The sequence below is a fragment of the Mycoplasmopsis maculosa genome, assembly GCF_900660665.1.
In the GTDB taxonomy this organism is placed as follows: Bacteria; Bacillota_I; Bacilli_A; order Mycoplasmatales; family Metamycoplasmataceae; genus Mycoplasmopsis; species Mycoplasmopsis maculosa.
Genome location: NZ_LR215037.1, coordinates 728,589 through 745,314 on the forward strand (window position 1 = coordinate 728,589; position 16,726 = coordinate 745,314).

Below are 16,726 nucleotides of genomic sequence, written 5' to 3' on the forward strand. Positions count from 1 at the left end.
TTATATAAAAAAACACCCTTTTTTAATTTTTGCATAAAAAAGGGTGTCAAGATGTAAATTACAATGTGGCAAGCAGTTATTAACTGCTTTTTCATTAGTTTAAGAAGTAAAATAAAAATTCTTCTACAGCTTCAGCACGTTTTTTGTAATATGTTGATTTTGAAAAAAACTCTTCATATCAAAATTTATTATTTTCATTTTTAAAAATAAAATCATTTAATAAAATAATTTTATTTGCATAATTTAATTTAGAAATTGTATCTTTTATTCTTCCATGAATTTTATTAAGTTTATAATTATTAATTTGATCTAATGAAGTAATAGTTATACCGTTTTTATTCATTTCATTAATTTTAAGTTTATTTATTTCTAAATTACAAATAGTTTGAACTATTTTGTATTTTTCATTATTTCTTAAAAGTGAATGTATTTCTTTTATATAATCAACATTAATCATAATTTAGTGAGCCTTTCTGAACAAACTAAACTAGTAGGCTTTTGCAAAAACTACATAAAGATTTGTTTCATTTGAACAAGAAGAAAAAATACATTTATTCTTCTTTAAAGGCTTGTCGAATTCTTTAGGAATACATCTTGTTGTAGCACCTGTTTCAGCTTTTATTTTTTCCTCAGCTTCTCCTAAACAACAAAATGGTGCAATAACGAATTTACTATTTGAAATACCTTCTTTAAATTTATCGTATGTATCTACAAAAATGGTATTTTCATCTAGTCTTTTTTTAGCTTGTTCGTATAAATTATCGTGAATTTTATCTAATAATTTATCAATAATATTTTTAACATCGGTGATAGCAACAGTTATTTTTTCTAAGTTATCCCTTCTAACAATTGTAACGCTATTATTATCAATATCTTTAGGTCCAATCTCAATTCTTAAAGGTGTACCTTGTATTTCAGAGTTTGAAGATTTATATCCAGCAGATTTATCCGTATCATCAAGTCTAACTCTATATTTTCTACCTAATATTTTTTTTAGTTCAGTTGCCTTTTCATGAACTCTTGAATCCTTATTTGCTAATATTTCTATTATATCAATTTGAACTGGTGCAACTCTAGGCGGGATAATAATTCCTCTGTTATCACCGTGTGTCATGATTATGGCTCCTAATAATCTTGTTGATACCCCTCATGATGTTTGGTAAACATTCTCTTTCTCATTTTTTATATTTTTAAATTCTATTTCAAATTTTTTAGAAAAGTTTTGGGCAAGATAATGACTGGTTCCAGCTTGCAAAGCTCTACCGTCTTTCATCATAGCTTCAATAGTATAAGTAGAACAAGCCCCTGCAAATTTTTCATGTGGTGTTTTTTTTCCTAAAATTGTAGGTATAGCCAAATAATTTTTTAAAAATTTTGCATATATTGAAATCATTTTTTTAGTAAAGTGTCTAGCTTCTAAAGTGTCTGAATGACATGTATGACCTTCTTGTCATAAAAATTCTCTGCTTCTTAAAAAAGGATTGGTTGTTTTTTCTCATCTGACAACATTTGCCCATTGATTGTAAATTATAGGTAAATCTTTATATGATTCTATGTTATTTTTAAAAACTTCTGCAAAAAGAACTTCACTAGTTGGTCTTATATAAATTTTTTCATCTAGTTCTTTATCACCAACTTTTGTTATTGTTGCTAATTCTGGATTAAAGCCTGCAATATGTTCTTTTTCTTTAGCTAAAAGTCTATCAGGAACAAAAAGTGGAAGATAAACATTTTGAATTTCATTTTCTTTAAAAATTTTATTTAGTTCTTGTTGAATAAGTTCTCAAATACCATATGAATTAGGTTTGAAAACTAATGTTCCTTTTATTGGTCCGTAATCAATTAATTGTCCTTGTTTTACAACATCTGTATATCATTTTGCAAAATCTTGCTCTAAAGGTGTAATTTTTTCTAATTGTTTCATAGTATATTAATTATATATTGAAAGTTGAAATATTGTAAAAATATACATTTTAATGACTTTTTTTAACTTTTTAGTAAAAAAATGACGCAAATTGCGTCATAAAACTATTTTCTTGATATTACATAATGACCGTTGTTTGTTACTAGAACATCATCTTCAATTCTAGCTCCACCTAATCCTTCAATATAAATTCCAGGCTCAACGGTTATTATCATTCCAGGCTCCAAAATATAATCACTTTTTGAACCAACACTTGGTAATTCATGCACATCAATACCTAAACCATGACCTGTAGAATGAACAAAATATTCGCCATAACCTTTTTCTGTTATATATTCACGACAAATTTTATCAATTTCACTGGCTTTTATTCCAGGTTTAACTGCATCCCTGCCCTTTTTAGCAGCTTCTTTAACGATATTTAATATTTCAACTGCTTTCTTATCTTTAGCATTTTCTTCTCCACCGAAAATAATAGTTCTAGTAATATCAGCGCTATATCCTTTATATAAAGCACCAAAATCTATTTTTAATAAATCACCAATTTCTATTTTTTTATCAGTTGGATGATGATGAGGTTCAGCAGAATTTGCTCCAGTTGCAACTATTTCATCAAAACTTTCTTTATCAGCACCATGTTTTTTAAGTAAATAATTTAAATAGGCTGCAACTTCTTTTTCAGTCTGTCCTGGTTTAATTCATTTAATTAATTCATCATAAGCTTGTAATGAAATATCAACTGTTTTTTGCATTAATTCTAACTCTTCTTCGCTTTTTTGAATTCTTAATTCTTGACCTAGAATTAAACCAACAGTTGTAGGCTTAACAAGTTTTAAAATTTGTTGATATTGCGAATATAAAACATAATCTTTTTCTATTGCAATTTTTTTATAGCCTTTTTCATTGAAAAAATCAATTAAAGAATTTTGTGTTAATAATCTAACTTCAACATTTTTTGCATTATTTCTAGCATATTCAATATAACGACCATCTACAAATAAATAAGCTTTATTTTTTTCAATTATAATTCATCCGTCAGTTGTTTGAACTTTTGAGTATCATAATCTAGTTTGTGGGGCCGGAGAAACAATGGCCTCAATATTTTTTTCTAAAAATAATTTATTGAGTCTATTTTTATTCATAATTAAATCCTTTTTTATATTATTCTGAAAAATAACCGAATCTTTTTAAAATTTTCTTGTCATCAACTCATTTCTCAGCAACTTTAACATTAGTTTTTAAAACCACTTTAATACCTAATTGATTTTGTATTTTTTTTCTTGAAATAGTTCCTATTTTTTTTATCATTGAAGCATCTTTCCCTATTAAAATGCCTTTTTGGGAACGTTTTTTAACAAATATTGTTGCATTTATTTCAACAAAATCTTCATATTCAAAAAAATCATTAATTTCTACAGCTATCGAATGCGGTAATTCATCATGAAGTAAATTAATAGCAGATTCTCTAATTATTTCTTTTGATATAAAACGCATAGTTTTATCTGTTATAAAATCTTCTTCATAAAAGGGATCTCCTTCATAAGAAAATTCCTTAATAAGTTGAATTAAAGATTCAATAGATTTGAAGTTATTTTCAGATATTGAAACTATATGTTTAAAATTATAGTTTTGTAGTTCACTTATTTTTTCGTTTATTTGTTCTGGCGTCTTAGCCAAATCTATTTTTGAAATAACCGCGATTTTATTTTCAATGTTTTTTATTTTTTCTAAAATCAATTTATCACCAGAAAGTACTTTTTCATTTGCGGGTGATAAAAATAATAAGCAATCTATATCTTTTAATGAGTCAAACGCATCTTTGTTTAAAAATTCACCTAACAAGTTTATTGGTTTGTGAATACCAGGTGTATCCACAAAAATTAATTGATATCCATTTTCAGTTAAAACACCTGTTATTTGATTTCTAGTAGTTTGAGGTGTGTTGGAAACAATAGCGGCATTGTAATTTATAATTCTATTTAATAAAGTACTTTTACCAACATTTGGTCTACCGATAATGCTTGCAAAACAAACTTTCATTATTTTATTTGCTCACTTCTAATTGGATAAGGTATTAGTTCTACCAATTTGTTAACTCTATATTCAGTTCCTTCTCCGTTATATTGGTATACTAATGCATCATTTGGCATGAATTCTGTCATAACTTGACGACATCCTGCACAAGGACTAACGAAATCCTTGCCAGAAGAAATTATGTGTATTTCTTTAAAATTACCCATTTTTCCTCCATAGGCAACTGAACCAAATAATGCACTTCTTTCTGCACATAAACCTGATGGGAATGCAGCATTTTCTACATTAACACCGTGATATTCTTTGCCTTCATTATCAATTGCAATAGCTGCAACTTTAAAATTTGAATAAGGACAATATGATTTTTCTAAAAGCCCTTTTAATACTTTAATTTCCATTTTCTTTTTCCTCTCTTTTTCTATTGATATTTAACGGTTTAAAAATATCGTCTACTATTTTATTCATTTGTATTCTTTCTTCTTCTAATTCATGATCAAAACCCATTAAGTGAACTAATCCATGAGTAAATAAATAACAATATTCTCTCTTAATACTGTGATTAAATTCTTTTGCTTGTTGTTTGACTTTTTCATGGCTAATAATTAATTCTCCTAAAGGAAAAATTGGAAGATTTTTATAAATATCTTTTCCACTAAAATCAAAAGATAAAATATCTGTAGCATAATCTTTATTTCTAAATTTTTTATTCAATTTTTTAATTTCTTCATTGTTTGTTATTAAAACATCAACTGAAATTTCTTTATTTTCTAATTTAAAATAAGTTTGCAAATTTCTTAAAATTTGTTTAAACTCCTTTTTAAATCTAAAAGTTTTTAAACCATTATATTTAATATCAATATTTAATTTAATCATAATTAAATTATAAATTATTTAAATTATTTTAAATCCATAAATTATATTTAAAAAGTTGGTAGTTCCTACGAATACTTTTGTTTCAAAAAAGTCATTAATTTTTATATATTTTTTAATATTTACATCCTCAAACCTTATGTCAAGTATAGTTTTGTTATCAATATATTTTATGTTATATATTACTGCTTCATAGTATTTTTGGTCAATATAAACATTTAATTTTTGATTTATTTTTAATTTGAAAAAAATTTTACTTTGTATTTCATATTCTGTGCTATTTTTGTTGATAGACTTTATGATAATATGTTTTATTTCATCTACTTTATAGAAAAAGCAAAAAAATATTATTAGTATAAAAAACACTAAAATTAAAAAAAATATAATAAATATTTTTTTATCTACATGAGTTAATTTTTTCAAAATTTACCTCATTTTCTTCAAAAATATATTTTTTACTATGACTTATTTCAACAAAAAAAGCTTCATTTTGATATTTTTTTATCATTTCTTTTATAAGATTAAAATTTTCAATATCTATTGATTCAAAAGCCTCATCTAAAATTATTAATTTATATTTTTTAATAAATAATTTTAATAAATTAATAAATTGTTTTTGCCCATTTGAAATATTTTTACCACTATCATTAATTTCTGAGTTGATATTTATTTTAAATTTTGAAAATAGATTTCCTAGGTTGTATTTTTCAATATTATTAAAAAATTCTTTTTTATAGTCATTCTGGTTTAAAGAAATTAAATTAAGTATATTATCATTTGGTATAAAATCATTTGTTGAAATATAACAACAAGAATTCAAAAAAGCTTCTTTATTTATATTTTCAAATGAAACTTCATTTATTGAATAAGTTCCCAAAAAGTTAATAATATTTCCTACAAGTATATTACAAAAAGTACTTTTGCCAGAACCATTTTTCCCTGTTAGCTGAATATTTTTATTTATGAAAAATTCATTAATGTTAATAATATTTTTTCCTAATTCATATTGAAAACTTAAATTATTTATTTTTATATTTTTAATTTTATTTATTGTAATTCCGTTTTTATAATCTTTTTCAATAAAATTAAAAATATAGTTTAATTGATGAATGTGCTTTTTTATTAGCATTCTTGTCATTATTATTCCTGATATTTCTAGTAAAGGATTTGTAAAAAAGTTAGAACTAGTCAAAAATAGCATTAAATCTGAGCTATTAAATTTATTATTAATTATCATTATTGTTGAAATACTTATTATTAGAATACCAATATTACCTATAATTAAGTTATTTATTAACAAATTATTATTTTGTATATTACTAAATTTATATTCATTATTTTTAAAATCATAAAAAGCATTTTTTAGTTTATAAGATAAATAGTCCCTTATATCAGTATTATATATTTGATTTCTTAAATTAATTATGTCAATTTCATCTTTTGTTTTTCTAATAGATGAATAAACAAATTTATTGTATGTATTATTTATGTAATATTGATAGATGGAATTTATTATTAAAAGAAAAAAAGTACAAATGCTAACAATTATAAAAAGTTTATAGTTAATTCATATTAATAAGAAAAATGAAACAATAATTGTTATTATTTGATTTAAAATGCTATAAGCAAAATTTGATTGATTATTTGCAATTTGATTAATAAAACCTAATCTTTTATAAAAGTCAACTGTATTAATTTTGCTTAATTGATTATGATAAGAGTTTGAAATTTTTTTAAAAAATTCATTATGTATATTTAATTCAATTTTATTAGTTATCTTTTTTACAATTATATTTTTAATATATTGATTAGTAAATCTTAAGAGATTAATTCATATAAAAATAAAAGCTACAATAAATAAGGTGTTTTTGGCTAAGTTAGGTATTATATATTCAAAAACAATTTTTATAAAAAATGTAGAACCAAATATTAAAAAATTATTTAATACAGCAATAAATAATAAAATATAGACATCAGTTTTTTTAGGCAATAGTTTATTAATTTTATCTTCTAGTTTAAAAACTTTATCTTTTGACATTTCACTTACTTCTGTAATAAAAAAAGCAATATTTAAAAAAAGTTTTTCGAAATCTTTTGACTTTAATTTATTAATTTTTCCATTAGCAGGATCATTTATATAAAAAAAATCACCTTTAATTTTTTCAAGAATAACATAATGTTGTAATCCATTGTTATTAATTAAAACGATAATAGGAAATTCTTTTTTATCTAAAGAAAAAAACGCATTTGTGTCTCCATTTGTGCCAACTATTTTTATCCCGAATTTATCAGCTCAATGAATTAAGGTCGTTCCATTAATGCCATTTTCACCATAATTTACATTAGCTTTTAAATAATTTTCATCTACATTTATTTTTTGCTTTTTTCTTATAATGTATTGCAATATAGAAATTGCACAGTCTTTTATATCTATTTGTTTATTTATTTTCATAAAAAATTTGTTTATTTTTTAAAAAAAGATAAAAAAATAAAGATTTTTTTGGAAAAATTAAGCTTTATTTTAAAATATTACATGTAAATTAAAAAAATCTAAGGAGAACTTATGGGTAAAAAAGTTGTTTTTGCAAGTGATCATGCAGCAGTTGAATTAAAGAATGAATTAAGAGACTATGTTAAAAGTATGGGATATGAAGTTGTAGATTTAGGTCCAGAAGACAATAAGGTTTCAACATCATATGCTACTCAAGGTCATAAATTAGCAGATTATGTTAAACACAATGATGTTGAATTTGGTGTTGGTATGTGTGGAACAGGATTAGGTATTTCTTATGCCTTAAACAGACATTCAGGAATTAGAGCAGCACGTGTTACATCAGTTGAGGATTCAAGATTGGCAAAATTACATAATAATGCAAACGTTATTGTATTTTCAGGTCGTTATACACCTGTATCAGAAGCAAAAGCTATGTTAAACGAATACATTAAAACTGAATTTGAAGGTGGAAGACACGAATCAAGAATTGAACAAATTGAAGAATTTGAAGAATAATTTTATTAACATATGGCTTATTTCATATGTTTTTTTATAAATGTTACATATAAATATATAATTTAATTGTAAACATTTAATAATATTTCAATAAAATTAAAATTAAATTAAGGAGATATATTATGGATAGAGATATATTATGGATAATAGTGAAAATAAAAAGAAAAATAAAAAGAAAAAGATAGTATTTGCAACGACAGCAAGTGTTCTTTTATTAGGCGCAACAGCTGCAACAGCTGCAATAACAGGTATTATTATTTCAAAAAGAACAAAATTAGAAAAAGCTAAAAAAGAAGCAACAAATTTGGTAAATGCTATACCTGATGATTACTCAAAAAAACAAGGCTTATTAGAAAAACTAAAAAGTGCTAAAACATATGAGGAATTTAAAGCAATTTCAAAAGAAGCAAAAGAAATTTTAGATGAAATTGCAAGTGGTAAAGAAGATCCAAAGAAAGTTGAAGAAGCAAAACAAAAAGCTTTAGAAGCGATTAATCGTTTAAATGTTGACAATAAATTGAAGTCTAAATTATTAGATTCCTTAAATAAAGAAGAAATTAAAATTTTTGAAATACAAAATATTGAACAAGAAGCTGAAAAAGAATATAATGCCGATAGATCAAGACGTGTTTCAGAAAATAATCAAACAGAAAATTATCTTTCAGTATTGATTAATTCTATTAAAGACCAAGATAAAGCTAATGAACTAAAAGATAAATTAGATTTGTTAAAAAATAATTCTGATAATTCAAAACAACTAGAACAAGATTTGAACAATTTAGCTAGTTTTGTAAAAGACAAAAACAAAAGTGATGAATTAAAAGAAAAAATTTCAGAAATTATTGTTACTCCAACTAAAGAAGCTTTATTAAAAAAAGCTGAATTGGATAAATTAGCTACTTTAAACCTTGAATCTACAAATCAAAAATTAAATGATCTAAAAGCTGAATTAGAAAAAGCAATAGAAAATGCTAATGATAATCCTGCTTCATCATTAAGAAAATTAGCAGAAATTCAAAAGAAAATTGAAGAAGCTATTAGAGAAGAAGACGGCGAACAAAAATTATTAGCAGCTAAGAAAGAGATGATTAAAGATAGAATTAATTCATCAACTCTTTCAGATTCAGAAAAAAAATCAGAAATAGCTAAAATTGAAGCAACAACAAATGAAAAAGAATTTGGAAGAGCTTCAACAAAATTAGAAGCAATTTTAGATAAAAAGAAAATTGATGATGTAAAAGAATTAGAAAAAACAATTGAAGAAGCAATACTTTCTTCAACATCTCAAGAAGAACTTTTAAAAATCAAAAAGGATCAATTAAAAGAAAAAATTAATTCTTCAACTTTATTACCTTCTGAAAAAGAAAAATTATTATCAGAAGTTGATAAAGCAAATTCATTATCAAAATTTGATACAACTAAAGGATTAGTAAAAGAAGAATTAGAAAAAGAAAAGCAAAGAGAAAACTCTAAAGAAGTAGATACTTTATTAAATTCTATTGAAAATGAAGTTGAAAATCAATTAGCAACTGAAAATAAAAACACTTCTAAGTCAGTTTTCGATGTTAAAAAAGAAGTTTTAATTGATTTGGTAAATAATTCTTCATTATCTAGCGAAGAAAAAGAAAAATTATTATCAGAAGCTAATTCTATTTCAAAAGATAGTGATAATTCATTAGAAGCATTAAAAGAATTAACTAACAAAGTTAATAAAGATATTTCATTCAATAATGTTAAGAATGAAGCACTAAAAATAGCAAATACAATTGAAGAACCAAGAAAATCTGAATTAAGAGATAAAATAAATAATCTTTCAAGTGAAGATTCTAATGAATTACAAAAACTTTTATCTGAAGCTCAAAAAGAAGCAAATTCTGAAGATAAAAAAGATGAGTTGGCAAAAGCTATAGAATCTGTTAAACAAATAGATAGTTCAAACCCTAAAAAGCAAGCTTTAGAAAAAATGTTAGAAGATTCTAACAATCTTTCATTAAGCGAACTTAGAAATATTAATGAACAAATTCAATCTATTCTTGATTCAAAAGAAGAAAGTCAAGTTATACAAAACAAGAATGATGCAAAATTAGTTGAATCATTAATTGAAGATATTAAGGATCCAAAGAAAAAAGAAGAATTAAAGTCATCACTTGATAAAATACTTAATTCTAATTTAGATAATTCTAGTGAAACAATAAATGATTTAAATAGATTAGCTTCAAAAGTTTCAAATCCTGAAAAAGTCGCTCAATTAAAAGAAAAAATTGCAGCAGCAGTTGTGACACCAGAAGAAAAATTAAATACTAAAAAAAGAAGAACTTAATAAATTAACAGAAGTTTTATCAAGCGAAACAAGCAATGATTTAAAACAAAAAATAGAAGAAATTATTTCTAATAGCAATTTAAATACTTTAGAAAAACAAGAAGAATTGGATAAACTTCAAAAACAAATTGAAAAAGCTATTATTGAAGAAAAAGGCTCAAATTCTTTAATTTCAAAACAAAAAGAAATTCTTAATGATAGAATTGAATCTTCAAATTTAACACCAGAAGAAAAACAAAGAGAAAAAGAAAAAATTAACTCAATAACAACTTTAGAAGATTTAAAAGAAAAAGAAGTAGAGTTAAATAAAGCATTAGACAACCAAGTGAATAAAGATATTCAAGAAGCTGAAAAAGCCATTGAAAATGAAATTCTTAACCAAAACACTGAAAATAAAGAAGCTAAGTTATTAGAAGCTAAAAAAGATGTTCTTAAAGAAAAAATTAACTCAGCAACAAATTTATCTGATTCTCAAAAAGCTGAATTATTATCACAAGTTGATGAAACTGAATCTTTAGATGATTTTTCAAATAATAAAGCTGAAATTGAAAAAGTATTGAATTACGAAAATCAAAAATCTGCAGCTGCTGAAATTGCAAAACAATTAGATAAACTTACAAAAGAAGCTGAAAAAACATTAGAAGATCAAATTGGTTTAACTGGTTTAGCAAATAAAAGAATTGAAGACTTAAAAGAAAGCATTAATAGCTCAAACCTTCCAAATGATAAAAAAGAACAATTAATAAATTCATTAAATAGCATTAATCCTTCAAGTGAAGAAGCTTTTAATGATATTACAAAACAAAAAGATAAAATTAATAAAGAATTAGAACTTCAAAGTGTTAAAGATGAAGCTTTAAAAGTTGCTAATAGATTATCTGATTCAGAAGAAAAACAAGCTTTAATAGATTCAATTAACAATGGAACAACTAGTGATATTGAAGCAGCAAAAGAAGCAGTAGCTACAGCAAAACAAAAAGCTGAAGAAAAATTAACAACTGCTTTAAATGAAGCAAAAACTGCAATTAATAAATTAGCTGGTGCTGATGAAGAATCATCAAAATTGAATTCTGAACTTATAAATGCTTCAACAGAAGAAGAAAGAAAAACTGTTAAGGCTAAAGCAGAAAAAATCGTTAATGATAAAATTTTAGAAGCAAAAGCAGAAGTTGAAAAATTAGATGATACAAATCCTAAAAAACAAGAATTATTACAAAAAATATCAAAAGCAGAAGCAGATAATTCTTCAAATTATTCAACATTTAATGAATTATTAAAAGAAGCTCAATCTGAAGAAAGTAAAGAAGAAGAAAAGAAAAAGGCTCAACAAGAACTAGATTCTGCTGAGAATATTTCAGAAGAAGATAAAAGACAATTAGCAAATGAACTTAATTCAGCAAATGATATGGATGAAGTTATCGCTAAAAAAGATGAAATAATAAAGAAAAAAGAATATACTGACAGTAAAAAAGCAGCTTCAGACGAAATTGCAAATATTGAAAATGAAACAAAAAGATCAGAATTACAAACTTTATTAAATAATGCTGAAACTAAAGCAAAAGCAGATGAAATTAGAGCACAAGCTACAGATTACAAAAATAAAGAATTAGCTAATAAACAAAAAGCTCAAGAATTAAGAGATAGAATTAATGCTCTTCAAACTCAAGCTAAAAAAGAAGAATTACTTGCTCAATTAGAATCTGCTTTAAATAAAAATGGTCAACCAAATTCAAACACAGAAGAAGTTAAGAATGCTTTAACTACTTTAGCTAATAATGTAGATTCTGCAGTTTCAAATGAACAAAGAGTTTCTCAAGATTTAGAAGTTAAAAAACAACAATTAAGAGATAAAATAACTCAAATTTCTGATACAGTTAAAAAAGCTGAATATGAAAAAGAATTAGAAAGAATTAATTCAATTGCAGATCCTTCACAAGCTACAACAGAAGCAAATACATTAGATAATAAAGTTACAACACAAAAAGCTTTCGAAACTAAAAAAGCTGAAGCTCAAGCTGAAATTAATAGATTAAGAACAAAAGATTCAGCTAAAAAAACTGAATTGCAATCTAGATTAGATTCAGCTACTACTGAAGAACAAGCAGCAACAATCTTACAAGAAGCTCAAGCTGAAAAAGCAAGAGAAGATGAACAAATTGAAGCTAAAAGAAGAGCTGTTAATGAAGCTCTTGGAAAACTTCAAGATGGTACCGAATTTAAAAATTCACTTGTTTCTAGAAAAGACCAAGCTGCTCCTTCTGACGATGCAAGTCATAGAACTGTTGATTTAGCTGAATTAGATAATATTGTTACAGCTGTAAATAATAAAATTGAAGAACTTAAAAATGCTGCTAAAGCCGCTATTGCATTGGCAAATGGATTAGAAGCTACTGGCGATAATACTACTTCATATGAATCACTAAATGCAGATGTTAATAATGAAGCAAATCAAACAGAAGAAAAATTAAACGAATTAAAACAAAAAGCACAAGCAGAAGTTGCAAAAGCTAGAAATGCTGCTATTGATGCTTTAGGACAATCTGAAGGTAAAGAACTTTCTAATAAGAAAAAAGCCTTACAACAACTTATAAATGATCCAACAAAAACTATTGCTGATCTTAATGACTTATTAAATAAAGTAAACAAAGAGACTAAATTAGAAACAAAAGCAGCTGAATTAATAGCTAAGGCAAATAAAATTCAAGACCCACAACAAAGACAAAGCTTTATTAATAGAGTTAATAATTTAATGAACAGTGATAATGAATCTGAAAGAACAACAGATAAGTTGCAAGAAATAGAAAATGAAATTTCTTCAAGTAATGAAAGACAAGAAGCGGCTAGAACACAAGCTTATACTGATGCTAAAGCAGCTATTGATTCAATTTCTGATAGTACAGAAAAACAAAGATTATTAACACAATTGAAAAAAGCTGATTCAGACGAACCAAAAGACGAATTAACAGCTAGTGAAATTCAAGATATTAAAAATGCTGCTGAAGCATTTAAAAACTTTGAAGACAAGAAAAGAGAAGCTAGAGAAAAACTTGCTTTATTACCAACTGGCAATACTATTAGAACAACAAAAGAAGCTGAATTAGACCAAATTAATAGTTCTGAAAGTAATTCAATTGCTAGAATAGAACAAATTAAACAAGCTGCTGAAACAGAATTAAACTCAATAAATAATGCTGTTACTGAAGCTTTAAGAAAAGTAGAAGAGCTTGTTGATCATGAAGAATATGCTTCTATAAAACAAAAAATAGAACAAAAAGATTCAGATAATAATGAAGTTGATAAAATTCAAACCTCAGGTAATAATGCTCAAACAAAAGCTACTGAATGAAAAGCTGCAAAAGCAAGCTTAACTGAATTTATTAATCAATTACCAGCAGGAAATGCTGAAAAAACAAGAATTGATGGAGTTGTTGCAAATAAAGACAGTGTAAACAATGTAAATAAAGTTACTTCATTAATAGCTGCAGCTCAAGCTGAAAAAACTAAATTAACTGAGGCTATATCAGAAGTAAAAAGTTATATTGACCAACAATTGCCTACAAATGCAAAAGTTGAAAACACTGTTGCTTCAGAAATTATTGCTAAAATTTCAACTGAAATATCTGCTTTAATTGAAGAAGTTAATGAAGTTTCAAAAATTAGTGCTTTAAAACAACAAATAGATTCTGAAAAACAAGCATTAGACGCCTTATTATCACAAGCAAGAGAATCTTATAAAGCGTTACCAGAAGGTAATTCAGTAAAAGTTAAACATTCTACATCAATGGCTGATAATTACTATGCTGAATTGGTAAATAATAAAGAAAAAGTTACTGCTATTAAAAATGAATTAGAAACTGAAAAATCTGCAATAGAAACACTTAAACAAGATATAATAGCTCAATTAAATAATTCTAATCTTAAAGAAACTCACCCAAGAAAAGTGGCTATTAAAAAATTAATTGATGGTCAAGATGTTGATCAAGAAACTCATCCAAAAGAACAAAGAGAATTTGAAACTTTAAAAAATGAACTTATAACATTAAATAATGATTTAAGTACTGCTAAAACACAAGCCCAAGCTGAAATTAATAAATTACCAGAACAAAACACTGAAAGAGTAAGATTGCAAGCTCTTCTTGATGCTATGAATAATGAACATGATGAAGTTTCAGAAATAAATAGTAAAATTAAAGAACCTGCAATAGCAAAAGCAACTGAATTTGCTTCTAAATATCAATTAATACAAACTGCTTTACAAGCTCTTCCTAATACTAATCCAAAATATGTTGAAATTGATACTTTAATTACAACTGCAAATAATAAATTGCAAAGTGATAAACTAAGAGAAATAAGTCAATTAGAAACAATTGAGTCAGAATTAAAACAATTAAAAACAGATTTAGATAATGCTGCTAGAAATGCTTTAGATTATCTTGGAAATAGATTACCTCTAAATAATGATGTTAGAACAAATATAACAAACAAAATAAATACTAGAGGCGCAGATGCTGATGAAGTAAGTGAAATTTCTGAAACAACAACTTTAATTGATAATGAAGAAAGTAAAATGAATACAGCAATTAGTTCATTAAGATCTAAATTAGAACATCTTCCTTCAAATTATCAATATAGAATAGATAAAACAACAATTTCTAATGTTCCTTTAAAAGACCAAACTATTTTATTAAATGAATCAAACATCACAGATTTAATTAATGAAATAGAAAATACTGAAATCCCTAAAGTTGATGCAGCAAGAATGACAGTTGAATTTGATGAAGAACCTTCAAATGCTAAATTTAGTAATGTTCCATTTACATTAGAAACATCAAATTTAAATGATTCAGTTACTGATAATAAACTATGAGCTTCAGTAGATAGAAATGTGCTAAATGTATTACCAAAATTAGAAGAAAATCAAATTTACAAAAAAGTTGTTTCTACTGATAATGAAGAAGAAGTTACAAAAACAACAACAGTTGGTTCTGAAGGCGAAACAATTTATAATTTATATCAAGATTCACAAAAAATTAAAAGTTTCATTATTTTTTGTACTCCACAAAATAATATTAATTTTGAATCAAGTATGATAACAAGATTACAAGGTAGTTCACAAATAGGAACAAAAGCTGAATGAAGTCGTACTCCTAATAATATTGGTAAATTAGTAGATAATAATTATGGTGGCGGGTCAAGATATGAAGCTTGAGGTGATTATAATATTGAACAAAATAATAATAATTTTGTAATCTATAAAAAAGATTCAAATAATAGAGAAGAAAATGCTTGATATGCAAGAATGGATCTTTTTGTTAGATTTACAGGTGGTTCTTCTGGAAGATATGATCATGTTGTTCCTAGAGAAGTTCGTATTTCATTCTCAGATGATGGACAATCATGAGAAAATGTTCAAAATCAAAGTCACGTTTTTGATTATGATTGATTTAAAGAAGAAAGATTTAATAGAAATAATGGAACAATTAGTTTATTTGATAGACCGGATACTATAAAAGATAATAACAACAATGGTTTTAACCAATTTGCTCAATTATATGGTGATCAAGGTTCACATAATACAAATGCAAATAATGTTAATCAAGTTGTAAGAATAAGAACAAATTTCACACCTATAAATGCTAAATATATAAGAGTTAGTTGAGTTTCTGCTATAAATCCACAAGAAGTTAGAAATAATGCCACTGGTTTAAAAGTTACTGCATGAACAGAAGTTAAGCCATATATATTAACTACATCTGGTTTAGATCATTTTAAAGCTAACGAAACTAAATCAGCTTTTGCTTTACCAAGTTCTTTAAATGTTTCATATAATGGAGTTTCAAAAGTAATAAATGGTAATGGGGAAGATTATATTGATTTAGAATCATCTGATAACACATTATCAGCTTCAAATATTCAAATTAATAATAAGGAACCTGAATTATCTTATTCAATTAGTAAAATTAAATCATTTAAATTCTCTTCAAATAGTTCAAAAGAAGTTTATTCAGAATTTTTAATTACAGTTAAAAATGCAATTAATGAAATTAAAACTTTTAAAGTAGGAATTGGTAAAAGACCTATAAATACGGATTTAGTGGGTATTTTTGCTGAATCTATGAATGAATCTACAAATGATCCAAAAGGAACTGTACGTAGATTATTAAAAGATATAGAAAGATGAACTAATGGCATTAGTCAATCATCTGAACTTAAATGGAATGATATAAAAGAACCAATTAATCAATTGAAGACAACTATTTCTGATCAAAATTACCAATTAAATACTCAAGAATTACAAACTTGATGACAATTAAAAAATCTAATAATAAACATTAATAGAGAAAATTCTTCTACTGATAATACTGAAACATTTGAAAATAAATTAAATGAAGTAAGAACAAAATGAGCAGAATTATTAACTCTTCAACCAGCTAATTTAGAAGATCTTTATACAAATGTTCACCAACCTATGATGAATGATTTATCTAAGACATTAGATGATTTAAACGATCATTTAAAATGAATTCAAAGTGAAATAGATAAATTATCTAATCCAACTTCATAGAAG

At 25.0% G+C, this 16,726-nt stretch carries 11 protein-coding genes; 3 read left to right on the forward strand and 8 right to left on the reverse strand.

What is annotated here, in order from left to right; all coding sequences use genetic code 4:
- Positions 1–94 precede the first annotated feature (94 nt).
- From EXC47_RS03030 to EXC47_RS03060, 8 genes are all read right to left on the reverse strand, one after another.
- Positions 95–457: an MG284/MPN403 family protein gene (locus EXC47_RS03030; RefSeq protein WP_129647010.1), complete on the reverse strand. Its 363-nt coding sequence runs from the start codon at positions 455–457 to the stop codon at positions 95–97.
- Positions 458–487: 30 nt separating this feature from the next.
- Complete coding sequence (gene proS / locus EXC47_RS03035; protein ID WP_129647012.1) at positions 488–1,924, reverse strand: proline--tRNA ligase; 1,437 nt, start codon at positions 1,922–1,924, stop codon at positions 488–490.
- Between the two features lie 104 nt (positions 1,925–2,028).
- Positions 2,029–3,066, reverse strand: coding sequence for an aminopeptidase P family protein (locus EXC47_RS03040; RefSeq protein WP_129647014.1), 1,038 nt, complete (start codon positions 3,064–3,066; stop codon positions 2,029–2,031).
- Between the two features lie 19 nt (positions 3,067–3,085).
- Positions 3,086–3,964 (reverse strand): GTPase Era, encoded by an 879-nt coding sequence (gene era, locus EXC47_RS03045; protein ID WP_129647016.1) that lies wholly within the window; start codon positions 3,962–3,964, stop codon positions 3,086–3,088.
- Complete coding sequence (gene cdd / locus EXC47_RS03050; protein ID WP_129647018.1) at positions 3,964–4,356, reverse strand: cytidine deaminase; 393 nt, start codon at positions 4,354–4,356, stop codon at positions 3,964–3,966. The genes era and cdd overlap by 1 nt, the downstream gene beginning before the upstream one ends.
- Positions 4,346–4,831: an rRNA maturation RNase YbeY gene (ybeY, locus tag EXC47_RS03055; protein ID WP_129647020.1), complete on the reverse strand. Its 486-nt coding sequence runs from the start codon at positions 4,829–4,831 to the stop codon at positions 4,346–4,348. The genes cdd and ybeY overlap by 11 nt, the downstream gene beginning before the upstream one ends.
- A gap of 18 nt (positions 4,832–4,849) precedes the next feature.
- Positions 4,850–5,194: a hypothetical protein gene (locus EXC47_RS04050; RefSeq protein ID WP_408634261.1), complete on the reverse strand. Its 345-nt coding sequence runs from the start codon at positions 5,192–5,194 to the stop codon at positions 4,850–4,852.
- A 31-nt stretch (positions 5,195–5,225) separates the two neighbouring features.
- Entirely contained in the window at positions 5,226–7,280 is a 2,055-nt protein-coding gene (locus tag EXC47_RS03060; protein WP_129647022.1) for an Mbov_0121 family peptidase domain-containing ABC transporter, read from the reverse strand.
- A 111-nt stretch (positions 7,281–7,391) separates the two neighbouring features.
- Between EXC47_RS03060 and EXC47_RS03065 the strand changes: the two genes are divergently transcribed.
- The 3 genes from EXC47_RS03065 (at position 7,392) to EXC47_RS03070 (ending at position 16,723) form a co-directional block, all read left to right on the forward strand.
- Positions 7,392–7,838, forward strand: coding sequence for an RpiB/LacA/LacB family sugar-phosphate isomerase (locus EXC47_RS03065; protein WP_129647024.1), 447 nt, complete (start codon positions 7,392–7,394; stop codon positions 7,836–7,838).
- Between the two features lie 139 nt (positions 7,839–7,977).
- Positions 7,978–10,158 carry a hypothetical protein gene (locus EXC47_RS03995; RefSeq protein ID WP_223211711.1) on the forward strand — a complete coding sequence of 727 codons (2,181 nt, stop codon included), beginning with the start codon at positions 7,978–7,980 and terminating at the stop codon, positions 10,156–10,158.
- Positions 10,159–10,264: 106 nt separating this feature from the next.
- Positions 10,265–16,723 (forward strand): hypothetical protein, encoded by a 6,459-nt coding sequence (locus EXC47_RS03070; protein ID WP_223211712.1) that lies wholly within the window; start codon positions 10,265–10,267, stop codon positions 16,721–16,723.
- Positions 16,724–16,726: the final 3 nt, after the last annotated feature.